18 protein-coding genes and 1 pseudogene are annotated in these 18,217 nt (G+C 73.0%); 8 read left to right on the top strand and 11 right to left on the bottom strand.

Annotation, left to right across the window (positions count from 1 at the left end; translation table 11 throughout):
* Positions 1-28: 28 nt before the first annotated feature.
* From ACH4T9_RS05835 to ACH4T9_RS05825, 3 genes are all read right to left on the bottom strand, one after another.
* Positions 29-895 (bottom strand): glycine betaine ABC transporter substrate-binding protein, encoded by an 867-nt coding sequence (locus ACH4T9_RS05835; protein WP_396670596.1) that lies wholly within the window; start codon positions 893-895, stop codon positions 29-31.
* Positions 896-1,221: 326 nt separating this feature from the next.
* Positions 1,222-1,947, bottom strand: a complete 726-nt coding sequence (locus tag ACH4T9_RS05830; RefSeq protein WP_396670597.1) for an ABC transporter permease — start codon at positions 1,945-1,947, stop codon at positions 1,222-1,224.
* A gap of 94 nt (positions 1,948-2,041) precedes the next feature.
* The gene (locus ACH4T9_RS05825; RefSeq protein WP_396670598.1) at positions 2,042-2,725 is read right to left on the bottom strand and encodes an ABC transporter permease; all 684 of its coding nucleotides are present in this window, start codon (positions 2,723-2,725) and stop codon (positions 2,042-2,044) included.
* A gap of 2 nt (positions 2,726-2,727) precedes the next feature.
* Between ACH4T9_RS05825 and ACH4T9_RS05820 the strand changes: the two genes are divergently transcribed.
* Positions 2,728-3,717 (top strand): ATP-binding cassette domain-containing protein, encoded by a 990-nt coding sequence (locus ACH4T9_RS05820; protein WP_350881394.1) that lies wholly within the window; start codon positions 2,728-2,730, stop codon positions 3,715-3,717.
* A gap of 50 nt (positions 3,718-3,767) precedes the next feature.
* Here ACH4T9_RS05820 and ACH4T9_RS05815 read toward each other — a convergent pair whose 3' ends face one another.
* The 7 genes and pseudogenes from ACH4T9_RS05815 to folP all read right to left on the bottom strand — a co-directional run bounded on the left by ACH4T9_RS05815 (position 3,768) and on the right by folP (position 8,572).
* The gene (locus ACH4T9_RS05815) at positions 3,768-4,268 is read right to left on the bottom strand and encodes a hypothetical protein (protein ID WP_396670599.1); all 501 of its coding nucleotides are present in this window, start codon (positions 4,266-4,268) and stop codon (positions 3,768-3,770) included.
* A gap of 62 nt (positions 4,269-4,330) precedes the next feature.
* Entirely contained in the window at positions 4,331-4,639 is a 309-nt protein-coding gene (locus ACH4T9_RS05810) for a hypothetical protein (RefSeq protein ID WP_396670600.1), read from the bottom strand.
* Positions 4,640-4,768: 129 nt separating this feature from the next.
* Entirely contained in the window at positions 4,769-5,986 is a 1,218-nt protein-coding gene (locus ACH4T9_RS05805) for an ABC transporter permease (protein ID WP_396670601.1), read from the bottom strand.
* Between the two features lie 118 nt (positions 5,987-6,104).
* Positions 6,105-6,644 carry a DUF3180 domain-containing protein gene (locus ACH4T9_RS05800; RefSeq protein ID WP_396670602.1) on the bottom strand — a complete coding sequence of 180 codons (540 nt, stop codon included), beginning with the start codon at positions 6,642-6,644 and terminating at the stop codon, positions 6,105-6,107.
* Positions 6,645-6,663: 19 nt separating this feature from the next.
* Entirely contained in the window at positions 6,664-7,191 is a 528-nt protein-coding gene (gene folK, locus ACH4T9_RS05795) for a 2-amino-4-hydroxy-6-hydroxymethyldihydropteridine diphosphokinase (RefSeq protein ID WP_396670603.1), read from the bottom strand.
* Between the two features lie 137 nt (positions 7,192-7,328).
* A pseudogene (gene folB, locus ACH4T9_RS05790) lies at positions 7,329-7,682 on the bottom strand (dihydroneopterin aldolase); the annotation flags it as partial.
* On the bottom strand, positions 7,679-8,572 hold the full coding sequence (folP, locus tag ACH4T9_RS05785; protein ID WP_387014251.1) for a dihydropteroate synthase: 894 nt from the start codon (positions 8,570-8,572) through the stop codon (positions 7,679-7,681). The gene folP and the pseudogene folB, both read right to left, overlap by 4 nt.
* A gap of 354 nt (positions 8,573-8,926) precedes the next feature.
* On the opposite strand from folP, the gene ACH4T9_RS05780 reads away from it, so the two are divergent.
* Genes ACH4T9_RS05780 through ACH4T9_RS05750 form a run of 7 tightly spaced genes read left to right on the top strand, consistent with a single transcriptional unit; the run spans position 8,927 to position 17,382 of the window.
* Positions 8,927-9,241, top strand: coding sequence for a hypothetical protein (locus ACH4T9_RS05780; RefSeq protein WP_350881380.1), 315 nt, complete (start codon positions 8,927-8,929; stop codon positions 9,239-9,241).
* Positions 9,242-9,251: 10 nt separating this feature from the next.
* Complete coding sequence (locus tag ACH4T9_RS05775) at positions 9,252-9,614, top strand: hypothetical protein (protein ID WP_350881378.1); 363 nt, start codon at positions 9,252-9,254, stop codon at positions 9,612-9,614.
* 49 nt (positions 9,615-9,663) lie between these two features.
* Positions 9,664-13,068, top strand: a complete 3,405-nt coding sequence (locus ACH4T9_RS05770; protein ID WP_396670604.1) for an ATP-binding protein — start codon at positions 9,664-9,666, stop codon at positions 13,066-13,068.
* Between the two features lies 1 nt (position 13,069).
* Positions 13,070-15,067 carry an MFS transporter gene (locus tag ACH4T9_RS05765; RefSeq protein ID WP_396670605.1) on the top strand — a complete coding sequence of 666 codons (1,998 nt, stop codon included), beginning with the start codon at positions 13,070-13,072 and terminating at the stop codon, positions 15,065-15,067.
* Positions 15,064-15,621, top strand: a complete 558-nt coding sequence (locus ACH4T9_RS05760) for a hypothetical protein (protein ID WP_396670606.1) — start codon at positions 15,064-15,066, stop codon at positions 15,619-15,621. The genes ACH4T9_RS05765 and ACH4T9_RS05760 overlap by 4 nt, the downstream gene beginning before the upstream one ends.
* Positions 15,618-16,769, top strand: coding sequence for a M23 family metallopeptidase (locus tag ACH4T9_RS05755; RefSeq protein ID WP_396670607.1), 1,152 nt, complete (start codon positions 15,618-15,620; stop codon positions 16,767-16,769). The genes ACH4T9_RS05760 and ACH4T9_RS05755 overlap by 4 nt, the downstream gene beginning before the upstream one ends.
* Positions 16,770-16,782: 13 nt before the next feature.
* The gene (locus tag ACH4T9_RS05750; RefSeq protein ID WP_396670608.1) at positions 16,783-17,382 is read left to right on the top strand and encodes a hypothetical protein; all 600 of its coding nucleotides are present in this window, start codon (positions 16,783-16,785) and stop codon (positions 17,380-17,382) included.
* Between the two features lie 6 nt (positions 17,383-17,388).
* Here ACH4T9_RS05750 and ACH4T9_RS05745 read toward each other — a convergent pair whose 3' ends face one another.
* The gene (locus ACH4T9_RS05745; RefSeq protein WP_396670766.1) at positions 17,389-17,952 is read right to left on the bottom strand and encodes a hypothetical protein; all 564 of its coding nucleotides are present in this window, start codon (positions 17,950-17,952) and stop codon (positions 17,389-17,391) included.
* Between the last annotated feature and the right edge of the window lie 265 nt (positions 17,953-18,217).

The raw sequence follows: 18,217 nt of genomic DNA, 5'->3' as shown, positions 1-18,217 counted from the left end.
CGCGGGGCCGCCGACGACCGGTGGTGGGTCAGCCGACCGCGAGGGCCCCGTCGGAGGAGAGGACCAGGCCGACGCTGGCGTTCCCCGTCGTCAAGGCGGTCTTGGTCTGCGGACCGGCCGCGTCCAGCGAGCTGAAGGAGCCGGCCTTGAAGTCGTAGACCTTGACCAGGCCGGCCTGGCACATCGGCCGCTGCGGGCACTCCGGCGGGCCGGCCAGCACGGTGGCGCTGCCGGAGCACTTGGCGGCCAGGTCGGAGAGGGTGCTGACCCCGTACTTGTCGGCAAAGGCCTTGGTGACGGCGAACGCGTTCTGGTCCTGGGCGGCCGACGGCGCGCCGAAGGCGAGGCCGGCCTTCTCGCCGCTGGCCTTGAGCGCGGCCACGGTCTTGTCCAGCTCGGGCGAGGAGACCGCCGGGGCGTCCTTGCCGTTGGCCTTGGTGTTCAGGAACTCGGCCATGGTCGCCGCGTACTCCGGGACGATCTGGATCTCGCCCTTCTCCAGGGCCGGCTCGTAGAGCTCCCGGTTGCCGATCTGCTGCACCTTGACCTGGTAGCCGGCGGCGGTGAGGGTGATCCGGTACAGCTCGGCGAGGGTCTCGCTCTCGCTGAAGTTGCCGGCGCCCACCACGATCGTGCCGCCCGGCCCCTTCTCCAGCCCCTGGGTGAGGTTGTTCGCCGCGGCGAACTCCTCCGCCGCGACCTTGGAGGTCTTGCGGTCCACGACGACGGCCTTGTTGAGGCCGATCAGCTTCGGCGTGTCCAGCGCCGCGGAGACCTTGTCGAGCGCCGCCACCAGCTGCGGCTTGGCCACCTTCGCGTTGATCGCCGGGAGGATGTTGTCGCTGTTCTGCAGCTTCTTGTCATCCGTCAGGACGACCAGTTGATCACCAGCCACCGGGGCGCACCCGGCTCCCGACGCGCCCTGCTCGGGCGCCTCGGTCCCGGAGGACCCGGCGTCCCCGCAACCGGTGAGAAACCCGGCCGCGGTAAGGACGCCGATCGCGCCGATTGCCAGGCGTGTACGTGCGCGCATCAAGCCCGCCTTCCGTGTCCCGGCGCGGCCCGTTCGGGCCGGCCGCGTGTCCGACGGGCGACCCCTCTTGTTCATCGCCCGCGATCTTCCACCCAACATCCTGACGGCCGACCCCGCCAACCCGAGGCGCGCTTTGTCACCGGATCGTCACACCGGAGGCGTACGAGGGCGGTCGGACGGCCCTGCCCTCAGGTGCCGGCGACGGCGTCCGCGGCGCGGCGGTTCGCCCGACGCCGGGCCGGGCGCAGCGGGCGCGGGGTGACCACCCGCTCGACCAGCGCCAGCACCAGTTCGGCCAGCACCGCCAGCCCGGCCACCAGCAGGCCCCCGGCGATGATCTGCCCGCCCCCGGCGGCGATGTCCAGGCCGAATCCGGTCCGGATGATCTGGCCGAGGCCGCCGCCGTTGACGAACGACGCCAGCGCGGCCGTCGCCACCACCTGCACCGTCGCGGTCCGGAAGCCGGCCGCCAGGTACGGCACCGCAAGCGGCAGCTCGACCCGGCGCAGCACCTGCCCGCCGGACAGCCCCATTCCGCGCGCCGCGTCCCGGGCCTCCGGGTCGGCCTGACGCACCCCGGTGTACGCGTTGGCCAACAGCGGCGGCACCGCGAAGACTGCCAGCGCGACCACCACCGACGGTCGGCCGAAGCCGAGGAAGGTCAGCGGCAGGATGGTCAGCAGGGCCAGGGTCGGCACGGCGAGGGTGACGTTGGAGACGAGCACGACCAGCCCGCCGCCCCGCCCGGTGTGCCCGAGCCAGAGCCCGACGGGCCAGGCCACCAGACAGCCGAGCAGCACGGCCGCCGCCGAGATGCTCAGGTGCTCGCCGAGCCGGTCCAGGACGCCGCCCGGGTTGGTCCAGTTCAGCGGGTCGTTGAGCCAGAGCACCGCCTGGCCGACCGGGTTGCTCACCGGATTACCCTCCTGCGGTCGTTCGTCGGCCCCGCCCCCAGGTCGCCCGCCGGGGGCGTGTCATGGCTGCTCGCCGGGCCCGTCCAGTGGCCGCTCATCGCATCCCGCGCAGCCAGGGGGTGGCCGCCCGGCCGATCCCGGCGAGGATCAGGTCCAGCACCAGGGCCAGCAGGACGCAGAGCAGCGTGCCGGTCATGATCTGGGCCTTGTAGAAGTTGTTCTGGAAGCCGGCGAAGATGAGCTGTCCCAGCCCGCCCCGGCCGACCACCACCCCGACGGTCACCAGCGCCACGGTCGACACGGTGGCCAGCCGCAGACCGGTGAGGATGCCGGGCAGGGCCAGTGGCAGCTCGATCCTCAGCAGCCGGCCCCACCGGCCGTATCCCATGCCCTCGGCGGCCTCGCGGACCTCGGGCGGGACCTGGCTCAGCCCGGCGACGGCGTTGCGGACGATGACCAGCAGCGCGTACAGCACCACCACGCTGAGCACGGTCACCGCCCCGATCCCCAGGTACGGCGCGAGGAAGGCGAACAGCGCCAGGGACGGGATCGTGTAGAGCACGCCGGTGAATGCGAGAATCGGGCCGGCGAGCGGGCGGAACCGGTGGGCCACCAGGGCGAGCGGCAGGGCCACCAGCGCGGCGATCAGCACCGCCCGCGCGGTCAGCGAGGCGTGGTCGCGCAGCGCGGCGAGGATCGTGTCAGAGTTGTCCCGCACGAACTGCCAGGAGAACCACGGGTTACCCGGGTCGGCCCGGTAGCTCAGGCGGAAGGACATGCGTGGACGTTACCCCGGGAACCACCGGTGACGCCGGCCAGAGTGCCGCGTCGATCGCTCTGGAGGGCATCCGTAAGCGCTACCCGGACGGCACCGAGGCGGTCCGCGAGCTGAGCCTGGAGGTCAGGGCCGGGGAACTGGTGGTGCTGATCGGCCCGTCCGGCTGCGGCAAGTCGACCGTGCTCAGGATGATCAACCGGCTGATCGAGCCGACCGGCGGCCGGATCCTGCTCGGCGACGAGGACGTGACCCGGGTCGACCCGGTCGAGCTGCGCCGCCGGATCGGTTACGTGATCCAGAACGTCGGCCTCTTCCCGCACCAGACGGTCCTGGCGAACGTCGGCACCGTCCCCCGGCTGCTCGGCTGGGCCCGGGACCGGGTGCGCCGCCGGTCCGAGGAACTGCTGGAGCTGGTCGGGCTGGACCCGGGGCAGTTCGGTCGCCGCTACCCGCACGAGCTGTCGGGCGGCCAGCGGCAGCGGGTCGGGGTGGCCCGGGCGCTGGCCGCCGACCCGGTGGTGCTGCTGATGGACGAACCGTTCTCGGCCGTCGACCCGATCGTGCGGACCCGGTTGCAGGAGGAGTTCCTCCGGCTCCAGGCGGAGGTTCGTAAGACCATCGTGCTGGTCACCCACGACCTGGACGAGGCGGTCCGGCTCGGCGACCGGATCGCGGTGCTCTCCGAGGGCGGCCGGCTGGAGCAGTACGACACCCCGGCGGCCCTGCTCGGGGCGCCCGCCTCCCCGTTCGTCCGGGAGTTCGTCGGCGAGGACCGGGGCATCCGCGCGCTCGCCGTGACCCCAGTCACCCGGGACGCGCTGGATCCGGCACCAGCCGACCCCGCCGGGCTGCCCGAGGTGGCGCTGGGCTCGTCGGCGTACGACGCGCTGGCCGTGATGCTCACCGCCGGGGCGGACCGGGCGCTGGTGACCGCCGACGGCCGGCCGGCCGGCGTGCTCACCCGGGAACGCGCGCTGGGGGCGGGACGCTGACCGCGCCGGGCGGCCGGGTCCCCCGCCCGCGGCCCGGCCCGGCCGCCGGGTCAGGCCCGGCCGCCCAGGCTGGCGGTGCCGATGATCCAGCCGGAGAGGAAGCCGTAGGTGGCACCGGTGCCGGCGGCCTGCAGCGCGGCGAGCAGCGACGGGTCCGGCCCTAGCAGCGTGCTGACCAGCGCGGCCAGGCCGGCGGCCAGCACGTACGCCCCCCAGCCGGAGAAGAACTGGCTGAACGACCCCTGCACCCGGGCCACCTGCGAGGCCGGGAGCAGGTAGAGCAGGGCCCCCGCCAGGATCACCAGCAGGATGGCCCGCAGGTCGGTGGCGAGCACCCCCTGCCCCGGGTCGTCGGAGCTGAGGCGCCAGGCCGGCCAGGCGAGCAGCCGCAGGAACCAACCGCCGGCCCCGTTCGGGTCGGTGCTGTCCTCCGCCCACCCGACGTACAACGGGCTGCCGCAGACCCCGACGAGCACCAGCACCGCGAGGATGCCGGTGCCGGCCGCGGTCCCGTACCTGCTGACCGTGGCGGAGCGGTTGGTGGGAGGCATGGCGCGACCAGTTCCCGGTACGCCCCGACGGGCAAACCTGCGGGTCACCACGGTCGGCCCGGCTAGCGCTTCATCAGGTAGTCGATGAACTTGGCCCGCAGCAGCGGAGCCGACTCCTCGTAGCCGTGCCCGGTCAGCTCCCGCCACAGCGCGGACGCCTCGTCGATGGTCGGGCCGACCGAGTTCGGTGCACCGTCCAACACGGCGGCCTCGTCGGCGTTGGGCAGGTGGCGCAGCACCGACCAGTAGAACCCGACGTCACGACGTTCCCGGGCCAGCGCGAACGCCCGCTCCCGCAGTTCCTCGGTGGAGAGCGCGTCCAGCTCCTCGAACGTGTTCCCGCCGGTGCCGGTGGAAGGTGTCTCGGTCATGCCGCCGAGCCTAACCGCCGAGATCACCGGGGGCGCGGCGGACGCGGCGCGGGCCGGGCGTGGGCGGCCACGCGGCGTACGCCGACGCCGTGCGCGCCGGGTATCCGTCGGCGGTGTACGGGCGGGGCGTCAGCGGTCGCCGCCGTCCCAGCGCGGAGGGTGGGTGTCCCAACGGGACGCGTCCCAGGGGTCCGCGGGTGTGTCGTCGGACCGGGTCGGCAGGGCGGGCGGCCAGTCCTCGACCGGCGCCGGCCGGGGCACCGACCAGCCGGAGCTGATGGCGCCGTCGCCGCCCGAACGGGCCTCCACGTCGGCACCCGCCGACCGGGGTCGCCCGTACGCCTCGACGAGCCGGGTCACCACCAGGCCGACGCCGAGCGCGGCCCCGCCCACCGTCCACCGGCTCACCTGCCAGCCCCGGGCCCTGGACCAGGCGAGCAGGACGGTGACCAGGCTCACCGCGAGCAGGGTCCCGAAGATCCCGCCGCGCCGGCCGTACGCGCTGGTGCCGGCGAGCAGCGCGGTGCCCACGGCGAGCACCGTCCAGCCCAGTCCCTCGGTCGGTACGACCGGCCCGGCGCCGTTGCCGGCGATCAGGATGCCGGCCAGCATGGCGAGGACGGTGGACAGGACGAACGAGACCACGACGACGGCGCTGGCCGCCCCGCCCCGGCGGCGGGCCGGGTCGGCCACCGCCCGGAACCGCCCGACCAGCCGGCGCACCGGTCGGATCGCCCCGAACAAGCCGCCGAGCACCGCCACCGCGGCGAAGCCGACGAAGAGGTAGAACGCGCTGTCGCGGGGGTCATACCCACCCTGCACGAGGACCGGCGTGGCCCGCCGCTCGATGTAGACCACCACGCCGGCCGCGCCGGCCAGACTCGCCGCCCAGCCCGGCACGTGCAGCACGACCACGGCCAGCCCCACCAGCAGACCGCCGACAGCAGCCACCGCCGCGGCGTGGCCCACCGCGACCTCGACCCCCCGGTCGCCCTGCTCGGCGAAGTGCAGTGCGGCGGCGACCGCGACCGGGCCCACCGCCAGGTTCACCGCCGCCGTCCGCAGGCTCAGGCCGGCGGCCAGGACGAGCAGCCCCACCGCCACCACGTCGACCAGCAGGACCCGCAGGCCGTCGTCGCGCAGCGCGGCCGGGTCGTCCCGCCACAGCAGCCAGGTCAGCACGGCCAGGCCGGCGGCGAGCACCAGCTCCCAGGTGACGTGCACGGCGACTCGATCCCGCCCCGGCTCGCCGTGCGTCGGGTCGTCGAAGACGTTCTCCAGCACCGCCGCGGGCACGCCCGACGAGGGCTGCACCGGGGCGTCGCGGCCCGGATCGTCGTACCCCATGACGCGTGCCCTCCCCAGGTCACGGCCGCAGGGTCCGACGCGGGCGGACCGGGGCGGCCGTTGCTCACCGGTCGCCAGGCACGGTACCTGCGCGCCGGGCCGGGCGTAACCCCCGCGCTCAGCGTCGACCCGGGCGGCTCTCCCGATCGCCGGTGTCACGCTCGTCCTCCGGCTGGTCCGGCACCCGGCAGGCCCGCTCCAGCCAGAGCGCGGCGGCCACCAGCGCGAGCGAGGCGAGCAGCCCCGCCCCGGCGGCCGGGCGGTCCTCGGTGGCCGCCTGGGTGCGCTCCACGAAGAGCCACCCGGTCAGCCCGGCGCACCAGCCGGCGAAGATCGCCCCGGCCAGCGCGGACGCCTTGGCCAGCACCACGAACCGGGCCACCAGCAGCGGGTTGACCGGGTCACGGCCCGGCTTGCGCTTGAGCCGGCCCTGGGTGTTGACCGCCGCGTACGCCTCCAGCACCGCCAGCGCGGCCAGCGTGACGACGGGCAGCCACGGCAGGCGGGGGAAGCCCTCGTAGTAGAAGCCGCTGATCGCCAGCCAGGCCACCGCTGCGGCGGCCAGTCCGGCGACGACCAGGGTGGAGATCCGGGTGGGGCCCATCCTGGACCGTTCGGGGTCCGTCCCGCGCGGCGGTGGGGACTGTGCCTGGGTCATGCCGGCCGGCTCCACTGGCTCATGTCGACGACTCTAACGCCAGATCCGGCCGGGGACTCAGTTCCAGGGCGTCACCGGCCACCGGTTCGGCGTTCAGCAGATCGGTCAGCCAACCGTGCCCGGGCAGCCGCCCGTACGGCTGGATGTCGATCCACGGCCGCAGCACGAACGCCCGCAGGTGGGCCCTGGGGTGCGGCAGCGTCAGCTCGGGGTCGTCGCTGCGCACCGGCTCACCCGCGTCGTCCCACACCGCGACCACGTCGACGTCGAGCGTGCGCGGACCGAACCGGCGCTGCGGGTCGCGCTCGCGGCCGGCCCGCCGCTCGGCGGCCCGGGCCCGCGTCAGCCAGTCCCGTGGGGCCGCCGCCGGGTCCTCGACCAGCACCACCGCGTTGAGGTACGCCGGCTGGTCCGCGTCGCCCCACGGCGGGGTCTCGTAGACGCCGGAGACCAGCAGCACCGCCTCGCCGAGGGTGTCCACGGCCGAACGGAGGTGGGCCACCCGGTCGCCGAGGTTGCTGCCGAGGGAGAGCAGGGCGCGGGTCACGCCACACCCCCGTTCCCGGCGGACGGGGGTGGCGGCTCCGGTTGCGGCTGCGGCTCCGGTTGGGGCTGCGCCGGCGCCGTGCGGCCGGTGGTCGACGTCGGGCCGCCGCCGGGCGGGTGGGCCGGCGGGCCGGAACGGGTCCGGGTCATGGTCACCGCGACATCGGTGAAGGCGTGCGGGACCGGGGCCTCGGGCTTGTGCACGGTCACCGTCGCCCGGACCACCCGGGGGTCGGCCAGACAGATCGCGAGGAGCCGGTCGGCGAGCGTCTCGATCAGGTTGACCGGCTCCCCCGTGAGCACCTCGACCAGCCGGTCGGCAAGCTCGCCGTAGTGCACCGTGTCGGTCACGTCGTCGGAGCGGGCGGCCGGCGCGAGGTCCAGTTCGAGGACGGCGTCGACGACGAAGTCCTGCCCCCGCTCGCGCTCGAAGTCGTAGACGCCGTGCCGCCCGTGCGCCCGCAGGCCGGTCAGCGTGATCCGGTCGGTCACCGGTCCCCCTCCGTCTGGATTCCGTCGATCCGCTTACCGCCGGCCCGGTCGGACACGAGGCGGGGACGGCCGCCGGCCCGCCAGACGGCCAGCGCGTCGACCGTGCCGAGCACGTCGTGCACGCGTACCCCCCAGGCGCCCGCCGCCACCGCGAGCAGGCTGGTGGCGACGGTGGCCGCCTCCCGCCCGGCGGTCGGCCGGGGGACGCCGTCGGCGTCGGCGAGCAGCCGGCCCAGGTACGACTTGCGGCTGGCCCCGAACAGCAGCGGGAAACCGAGCTCCAGCAGCTCGGGCAGGCGGGCGGTGAGCTGCCAGTTGTGCTCGGCGGTCTTGGCGAAGCCGAGGCCCGGGTCGACGACGATGCGGTCGGCCGGCACACCGGCGGCCAGCGCGGCGTCGATCCGCTGGGCCAGCTCGGCCCGGACATCGATCACCACGTCGGTGTAGTGGGCCAGCTCGCGCATCCCCCGGGAGTGCCCCCGCCAGTGCATCAGCACCCAGGGGCAGCCGGCGTCGCGGACCACCCGGGCCATGTCCGGGTCCGCCTGACCTCCGGACACGTCGTTGACCACGGCGGCCCCGGCCGCGAGGGCGGCCTCGGCGACCCGGGCACGGCTGGTGTCGATGCTGACCGCGACGCCGGCGGCGGCGAGCTCCCGGATCACCGGCAGCACCCTGGCCTCCTCCGTCTCCGCGTCCACCCGGTCCGCACCGGGGCGGGTCGACTCGCCCCCGACGTCCACCAGGTGCGCGCCGTCCACCGCGAGTCGCACCCCGTGTGCGACGGCGGCGGTGAAGTCGGCGTACCGGCCGCCGTCGGAGAACGAGTCGGGCGTGACGTTGAGGACACCCATCACCACCGGGGCCTGCGCCCGCACCAGATCGGTCACGACTGCACGGTACCGGTCGTTCCGGCGGCTCCCGGCGGCCCGGTCCGTCGCAGCACGAACGGCCCTGACATGCGCATTGGAACAGGTGTACGATCGGACGTCCGGGTCGTTCCGGGTCGAGTCTTCGCGGCTTGTCGCAAAGGGGGGCGGCCCGTACCCTTTGGAATTGCCCAGCAGTGAGACGGCGAAGCCTGGAGGGAGGGTCAAAGCGGGAAAAATCCCCCCAAAGCTCACCACCCTCCGTGGTGGGCAACGGACGCAGGGTCGCCGACGCTGCGCCTAGTAAGCACCATCCCGCCAGGCTTGCCTACTGCACCGCCGCGGCTTCGCCGGCCGCGACATGGGGAGGTTCCAGTGATCGCCATCGAGCTCATGGAGACGACGACGTCCGCCGTCAGCCACGCGCTCCACACCCTGGCGTCGACTCCACTCGCCGAGCCGGCGCCCAAGGGCATCGACACCAACAACATCGTCACCTTCTTCGCCAGCAAGATCGCTCCGATCCTGCTGGCCGTGCTCGGCGTCATCTTCATCGGCCGGGCCAGCCGCGGTGAGATCTCCAAGGTGCTGACCAGCTCCGCCATCGCGATCGTCGGGCTGGCCTTCATCGCCGGGGCGGCGACACTCTTCTTCATCGGTGACTACCTGATCGACCTGATCTTCGAATAGGCGCGGGCAAATGCGGCTGCGCACCGACGACGACATCTACCGGGCCCGCCTGGTCTACCTCGGGCCGCCCGGCTACACCCTGCCCGTGCACCTGCCGTACGCCCAGTACGGCCTGTTCATGCTGCTCGTACCCCTCTACATGTTCATCCACTGGCTGTTCACGCTGCGGGTCGAACTCTTCCCGGCCTGGGAGATCGCCCTCGCCATCGTGAGCACCTCGTTCATCTTCCGGTACGTCGACCCGGACCGGCCCGCGCGCATGGTGATCCGTACCGCGCTGACCGACTGGCGACGCACCCGGGAGTCGGCCGTCGAGCAGCGCGACCCGCGCATGGTGGCGAGCCGGATCAGGATCCGGGAGGAACTGGCATGACCGGGCGTACACCGATCGGGCGGTCGCGGCACTCGGGTGAGGCGGTGGCATGAGCCGCTCTTCCACGCCGGGTTCCCCGGCAGGACGCCACACCGCACCGCAGGGTAACCGTGCGCGCTCGTTCGACTACCCTGTGGGCGAAGAGCTGGACGAGGTCGCCCTCGACCCGGCGCTCGCCACCACGCCCGGTCACGGCCGGGTCGGGGTCTTCCAGGCGCCACGCCCCGCACCGGGACGCCCGGGCGCACCGGAGCCGCCCGCGCCGATGGTCGCCGAGAACGCGGACATCGACTCCCCGTTCCTCGACCTGTTCGGCGGCGCCCACCCGGTGGCGTCCCGGCCCGCGCTGCCGGCCCCGCCCCGACCGACCGGCCGGGACCTGCCCGCGATCCCCCACCAGCAGGTGGCCGCCGTACCGCCGCCCGCCCGCGCGGAGGTGCAGCCGGCCCCCGTCGAGCGGTCCCCCTCGCCGGTCGAGCGCACCCCGGTACCGGCACCGGCACCCGCCCCGCAGAGCCGGGCCCGGGTCCCCCAGCAGCCGGTGGACCGGCTCCCGGCGGTCCGTCCCGCCGCGGGGCCCGACCTGCCCCCGCCCCCGGTCACCCAGGTCACTGACCCCGACGACGAGACGTACGGCTGGCGCGACGTCGCGCCGCCCGCCGTCCGGGAGCCGGAGCGGCCCCCGCACCGGATGCCCGAACCGCACCGGGAACCGGAGCTGGCGACCCGCCACGCGCCCGAGCCGGCACCGGCGCCGGCCAGCCGGGAGGCCACGCCGCCCCGCCAGCGCACGGTCGACCGGCGCGACCGGCCAGGCAAGCCGGCCCGGCCCGACAAGGCCGGGAAGGCCGCGAAACCGGCCAGGCAGGCCAAGCCGGTCCGGGCACCGAAGATCAAGTTCGGGGATCGGGACCCGTCGGTCGAACTGGCCATCACAGAGATCGCCGGCCACCTGACATTCACCCCCAACACCGTCACCGCCTGGTACTGGCTGCCCGAGGTGCGCTGGGCGTTCCGGCCGGACGCCGAACGGGAGGCGCTGCTCGCCGCCATCTCCGAGCAGTACGCCGGGCTCGCCGGATTCCGGCTGCACCTGCGCCGCACCACCCGGCCCTTCCCGGCCGACGAGTGGGCCCGCACCATCGACACGCACACCGCAGCCCCGCTGCCCGACGTGCCGGGCACCGCCGGCTGGGGCGACCATTTGGTGGCGGCCCAGCGGCACCTGCTCTCTGTCAACCACGCCGAGGGGCAGACGTACCTCGGCGTCACCTTCGCGCGGCGCTCCCTCGGCGACTCGCTCACCGAGCGACTGCTGCGCACCTTCGGCCGGGGCGTCGCCGAAGGCGAGCGCCGCAAGCTCGGCCGCACCGTCGAACAGTTCGACGAGGTGCTGGGCGCGTTCGGCATGCGCGGGCGGCGGGTGACCGCGCAGGAGCTTGAGTGGCTGCTCTACCGCTCGGTCGCGCTGTGCATGGCCCCACCCGGCACCCTCTCCCCCATCACCAACGGCCGGTGGGAGCGCGGAGACCTCCTCGCCCTCACCGAGCAGGTCGAGCGCTACCGCACCCCGTACGGGTCGACGGTGAAGCTGGTCAACCGGATGACCGGCGAGGAGCGGCACGTGGCCGTGCTCGCGGTCGGCCGGATGGAGCCGTTGGAGATCCCCGAGCGGCACGAGCCCTGGCTGCACTTCCACGAGCGCCTGCCCTGGCCGATGGAGATCTCCACCCGGGTCGACATCCTCGGCTCCGGTGACTCGTTCCGCAACCTTGAGCACCGGCTGCGGATGATCCGCTCCCAGCAGCTCGACTACGCCGAACACGGCATCGACGCCCCGCCCGAGCTGGAGCGACTGGCCAAGCGGGCGCTGGTGATCGGCGACGAGATGACCACCGGCCTGCCGGTGGACTCCGCCCGGGCGCACGGCTGGCACCGGATCGCGGTCGGCGGCCGGACCCGGGAGGAGTGCCTGGAACGGGCCCGCCGGCTGATCCAGCTCTACTCCCGGGAGCTGCGCGTCTCGCTGCAACACCCGAAGAACCAGGACTGGCTGGCCCGGGAGTTCATCCCCGGCGAGCCGATCGCCAACACCGGTTACGTCCGCCGGATGCCGGTCAACCTGCTCGCCGCCGCGCTGCCACAGGCCGCGTCGACGGTGGGCGACCGGCGCGGCGACCTCATCGGGCGGACCGCCGGCACCTGCCGCCGGCCGGTCTTCCTCGACATGCACTTCCCGATGGAGGTGCGGGAACGCTCCGGGCTCGCGGTCTTCGTCGCCGAGCCGGGCGGCGGCAAGTCGACGCTGCTCGGCGCGCTGGGCTACCTCGCCGCCCGGCGCGGGGTGCAGGTGACCCTGCTCGACCCGTCCGGGCCGCTGGCCCGGCTGTGCAACATGCCGGAGCTGCGGCCGTACTCGCGGGTGCTCAACCTGACCGGCTCCGAGCAGGGGACGCTGGCACCGTACGCGCTCATCCCGACGCCGCTACGCAGCGAGTTCAGCGCCGGCGCGACCGGCGACCGGGAGTTCGAGATCGCGATCTCCAACGCCCGCGCCGAGCGCCGCATGCTGGTACAGGACATCTGCATGATGCTGGTGCCGCCGCAGGTGGCCCGGGAGGCGTCCACCGCCACCCTGTTCCGGCACGCCGTGCGCCAGGTGCCGGCAGAGGAGACGTCCACCCTGGACGACGTGGTCGCCTGCCTGGGTCAGCTCGACGCCGACGCCGGCAAGGAACTGGCCAACCTGCTGCTGGACACGGCCGAAATGCCGCTGGCCATGCTCTTCTTCGGCCGCCCGCCGGAGGGTCTGCTCGGTGCCGACGCGGCGCTCACCGTGATCACCATGGCCGGGCTGCGGCTGCCCGACCTCAAGATCGAACGGGAGTACTGGTCGGCCGAGGAGGCCCTCGCGCTGCCCATGCTGCACACCGCCCACCGGCTGGCGGTACGCCGCTGCTACGGCGGTTCGATGTCATCGCGGAAACTGGTAGGCCTGGACGAGGCGCACTTCATGGAGGGTTGGCGCTCCGGCCGATCGTTCCTGGTCCGACTCGCCCGCGACTCCCGCAAGTGGAACCTCGCCGCCCTGGTCGCTTCGCAGAACCCGCGGGACATCCTCGGCCTCGACGTCCAGAACCTCGTCTCCACCGTCTTCGTCGGCCGGATCGCCGAGGACACCGAAATCGCCTCCGAGGCGCTGCGGCTGCTCCGCGTCCCGGTCAACGACGGGTACGAGGCCACCCTGGCCTCGCTGTCGACCGCGGACGCCACCTCGGCCGTCCGGCTCGGCTTCCGCGAGTTCGTCATGCGCGACGTCGACGGGCGGGTGCAGAAGGTCCGGGTGGACGTGTCGTACGTCGACGGGCTGCTGGATCACCTGGACACCACCCCCGCCGCAGTCGCCGCGACGGCTGGGCAACTGCCGACCAATCTCCCGGACCTGGAGGCGTGACATGGCGAGGGTGCGGGCCCGGTTAGCGGCGTTCCTGCTCGCGCTCGGCGTACTCGCCGGGGCCACCGTCGCCTGGCCGTTGGTGGGCGGCGACCCGGCGTACGCAGCCCCGCCGACGGCCCAGGCCCGCGCGGATCTGTGCACCACCCAGGAGTGGCAGGCCGACTTCCGCACCTGCGTCGGCAAGCTGACCGAGGTCAGCAAAGACCAAGTCAAGTGCCGCAACGCACCGGTCCCCGCCGCACCCGACTCCGGGCTCGCCGGCTGGTTCGCCGCCCGTCCGGACTCCGCCAAACTGCCCGGCCCGAAGGGCCTCTACAGCGACTACGGGTACGCGGGATACAGCTACCCGACGTACGACATCCCGGGCGGCTGCGCCTCCGCGGTCATCCACCCGGACTACAAGTTCACCACTACCGTGGCGAACGGCGAGTTCATGATCGCCACGGCCATCATCGGCGGCTCGAACGCGCTGCGAGAACGGGCCTGGGACCCCCGGTCGATGTGGGGCTGGGCCGACCCGCTGGTCGAGCAGGCTACCAAGGCCGTCTACCAGAAAGTGTTCAGCGTCTTCGGCATCGTCACGCTGTGCGTGGTGGGCCTCTACCTGCTCTGGCGCTCCCGCCAGTCGGACATGAGCAACGCCATGACCACTGCGGGCTGGGCCCTGCTGGTGATGGTGGCTGTTACGGCCCTGGCCGCCTGGCCGGTCAAGTCCGCGAACATCGCCGACGGCACGCTCGTCACCACCCTCGGCGTCGTCCACGACGCGGTCGGCCCCGCGACCAGAGACATTCCAGCGGACAAGTGCGCTCTGCCGAGCCCTGATGCCTGCATCGACAAGCGCCCCCCTGCCGTCCGGGCCAGTGACACCGCCACCGAGTCCATGCTCTACCGGAACTGGCTGCGCGGAGTGCTCGGATCGGCCGACAGCGAGACGGCCAAGAAGTACGGCCCCGTGCTCTACGACGCGAAGTCGATCTCCTGGGAGGAGGCGGAAAAGCTCCGGTCCAATCCGAAGACGCGCGAGGCGACCATCGACGCCAAGCAGCAACAGTGGGCGCGGGTCGCGCAGCAGATCAAGGACGAGGACCCGGAGGCGTACGAGTACCTCCAGGGCGTCCGGGACATGGACCGGGTCGGTTCCGGCTTCATCGCAGTGCTCGCCGCGCTGCTCTTCGCGATGTTCGACCTCACCGCCTCGCTACTGGTCCTGCTGGGCTTCCTCATCTTCCGGTGGGCGGTGATCGCGGCCCCGATCCTGGGCACCGTGGGCCTGATGCGTCCGGCGAGCGCCGGACTGCGGCGGCTGGCCAACGCCGTCGTCGCCGCGGTGTTCAACATCGCCATCTTCGGCACCGGGGCCGCGATCTACCTCTTCGCCGTGGACCTGATCATGAGCACGGCGACCCTGCCTGGCTGGCTCCAGGTGGTGCTGGTGTGGCTCTGCGGGGTGGTCGGCTGGCTGCTGCTGCGCCCGTACCGTCGGATCACCCAGCTCGGCGGCAAGGACAGCAGCGAGGCCGTCAGCTCGGCCGGCTCGTGGCATCGTCGGTTCTTCCGGGACATGCGCACAGCCGCACGGTTGGACGTGGCCGAACCGGGCGGAACCGCCGAGCCCACCCTGGCCCGGCGGCGAGGCGTGGGACTGGAGCAGCGCAGCCTCCGGCCGGAGGCCCGGCACGAGGATCCGAGCCAGGCCAAGGCCGCCACGACCACCGCCGCCACCACCACCGCCACCGGCACGGCCACCGGCACCGCCACGGCCAGCGAGCGGCAGCGACCGGACGGCAGCGACCGCTCGGATGAGGCCACCTCGCCCGAACAGCAGGGCACCGCGCGTCCCACCGCGCCCCAGCCCCGGCGTCGCCAGCCAGCAACATGGACCGAGCCGGACGTGCCCGAGGAAAACCCGTCCTTCGTCATCTACCGTCCCGGCTCCACCAAGCCCGCGACCTCGCGGCCCACCGCGCCGCGGATCCGCACCGAGGCGCGGTGAGTGTGATGCGACGGGCGATTGAATTCCTGTTCACGAAGGCGCTGAGGTCCCGGCTGGGCATCGCGTTGGCCATCGGCGTCCTCGTGGTGGGGGTTCTCGGAGCGGCGCGGCTCTTCTCCGATTCGGTGGGCCCGGCGACGGGCCTGAGCAACCGACCGAGTGAGCCGATCACCACAGTCGACCCGACTGCCGGGGACGACGGCGTGGTCGGGAGCACCACGCCCCCGTCCCCGGTGAGCCGTCCGGGCGCACCGCCGCCCGAGCAGGTCGCGGACAGGTTCACCGCCGCCTGGCTCGGTGGTCGCGACGACAGGGCCGACGAATGGCATGCCGCCCTGCGCCCGCTCTCCACGCCGGAACTGACCGAGGAACTCGCCGGTGCCGATCCGGCGGGGGTCCCGGCGAAGCGGACGACCGGAGAACCGAGCCTCCGGCCCCGGACGGAGCGCTTCGTGGAGGTGTTGGTGCCGCTCGACTCGGGGCGTCTACGGCTGGAGCTCGTGGCTCCGGACGGGCAGTGGCTGGTCGACGCTGTGGACTGGGAGCGGACATGAGCGATCACCTCGAAGGCGGGGCCCCACGCCGCCGGCAACTGCGCGTCGGGGCCCTGGCCGCCGCGCTGACCGCGGCCCTCACGCTGCTCTGCTGCACCGGCGGCACGGCGGCGTTCTTCCTCACCGAACTGAGCGGCGGTGGGGATGACCTCTCCCCCGAGGCCCGGTCCGGCTGCGGACGGACGCACCAGGTCAACGTGTCAGGAAAGATGCCGCGCTTCGCCCAGTACGGCGACAGTCAGATCCGCAACGCCGCCGTCATCATCAAGGTCGGCTCCGACATGAAGGTTCCGCCCCGGGGATGGGTCGTCGCGATCGCCACCGCCATGCAGGAGTCCGGTCTGCGCAACCTCCCCCACCTCGGCAGCCGCAACGACCATGACTCGGTGGGCCTCTTCCAGCAACGCCCCAGCCAGGGCTGGGGCTCACCGGCACAGTTGCAGGACCCGGCCTACACGTCCCGGAAGTTCTACGAGAAGCTGGTAAAGGTCCCCAACTGGGAGCAGATGTCGTTGACCCGGGCCGCCCAGCGGGTGCAGGTCAGTGCCTTCCCGGATGCCTACGCCAAGCACGAGGAACTGGCCAGCAAGATCGTGGACGCGCTCGCCGGGGGCGCAGCCCGCACGGTGCAGGTGGCGAAGCAGAACATCTGCAACGCGGCCACCCGAGGCCAGATCGCCGCCTCGGGCTGGACCGCGCCGATCCCCGGTGGCGTCGGGTCCGGGTTCCGGACCGCGAGTCGGCCCAGCCACAACGGCGTCGACATCGGCGCGCCGAAGCACACCCTGATCCGCGCCGCCGCCACCGGCCGGGTGCTGGTAGCCCGCTGCGACCCCGACCATCGCGGCGGCCGGAGCTGTGACGTGGACGGTTGGCCGGGCAAGGGCGGGTGCGGCTGGTTCGTCGACATGCTGCACGCCGGCGGATACGTCACCCGGTACTGCCATATGATCGTCAAACCCCGGGTTGTTCCCGGTCAACTCGTGAAGGCCGGCGAGGTGATCGGGGAGGTCGGCACCAGCGGCAACTCCTCCGGGCCACACCTGCACTTCGAGGTACACCTCGACGGAGATCGTTCCAGCCGGGGTGCCGTCGACCCGGTGTCGTTCATGCGGGACCGGGGCGCGCCGCTGAACGGCAAGGCGTGAGGCCCTGGGGCGCATGACCGGGCCATTCCCCGACCCCTTCGCCGACCAACCCGACTGGGCCCCTCTGCGACCCCGGCCGATCGAGATCGTGCCCGCGACCGTCCGGGTCGACCTACGCGGTCAGCGGGTCCTGATCGGGCTACCGGGCCTCGGTTGGCGCGGTGACCTGCGTGCCGACGAGCGGGTGGTGCAGAACAGCCGCACCTACGTACCGGTCATTCCGGAGCAGGAGTGGTATCGCGCCGAGTCCGAGCAGGTCGAGGTGTTCGCTCCACTCGTGCCGGTCGAGCGGGTCTGGGTGGAGTCCGTCGGAACCCGGCCGGGCGGCGGAGCACCCCAGGAATCCGGTGTCCACCTGGTGTCTCTGGACGCGCCGACCCACCGCGCGCCGACCCCGGTGTTCGATGCCGGCGTTGTCACCGGGCGGCGAGTCGTACACGTCACGGACACCGGGGAGCAACGGGACCTGCGTGCGGTGACCGAGACCTACTCGGGCACGGACGGAGACATCTGCGTGCGGGTCACTCCGGAGTTGGAGTGGTACCGCTGGGCCTGGCGAGGACAGCCCCCGACGACCCTGGAGGTCCCGGTCCACCTGCTCTGGATCGAGTGATGCACCTCAGGCAGCGGGAGCTCCGTTACACACTTTCCAGCCGTCATCCACACGACTGACGTTGAACTGCCACGGTTGTCGATCGCTCTGTGAAATCCCGTCCACGTGCGCAGAGATAATCAAGTCGACATCCACCTGAGCCATGTCGCCCTGGTTGTGGACGTCCAATCTGCCCCAGCTCACCGAGATCGTCGTGGAGAAGCGCTTCTCTCGCGCGAGGAGGTCGTCGCGAAGTGCCCGAAGCTCGTTCAGCTGCGGAGGGTTGACGGAGCATGTGAATTGTTCGGCTCTGACATCGTTGCGATCCACCAGGAAGGCGCGCAGGTAGTTGTCGACCACCACATCGGGGGCGCTGCGGTCCGGGGTGGTGGCGCGTTCGTACAGGACGAAGGCGGTCGCCACGCCTCCGAGCATCAGCAGGCCGACCACCCCGGCGACCACGGTGACGACGGTGCGCAACCGACGCGGCGGACGGACCGGCGCCGGTGCCCCGGACGGGGGCGCCAGTTGCTCCGGCGGGGTCCGTTGCGCCGGTACGCGGGAGACCTGGGAACCGGCGGAGGGCTGCACTGATTCCACCCCTTGAGGCTATCGGCTGGACGCCTCGTACCCAATGCCCCAGACGCCACCGATCATGACCGGGGCACGACTGGCCCGGCCCGCTGCGCGCCCGATCGCTGAGGACGGGGGCGTGGCCGCGCCGTGATGAGGGGACCGGCGCTCTCGACGCGAGGAGCCACCCCGCACCACCACCACCGGAAAGCCCTCGTGCCGGTAATCACCCGGCACCTGGGCGCAGCGCCGTGGCGCATCCCGGAGGGGGGCGCCGACCTGG

It is taken from the genome of Micromonospora sp. NPDC020750, assembly GCF_044334565.1.
Classification (GTDB): Bacteria; Actinomycetota; Actinomycetes; order Mycobacteriales; family Micromonosporaceae; genus Micromonospora.
The sequence above is the reverse complement of the archived record's forward strand: the minus strand, read 5'-3'. Positions and strand labels throughout refer to the sequence as shown.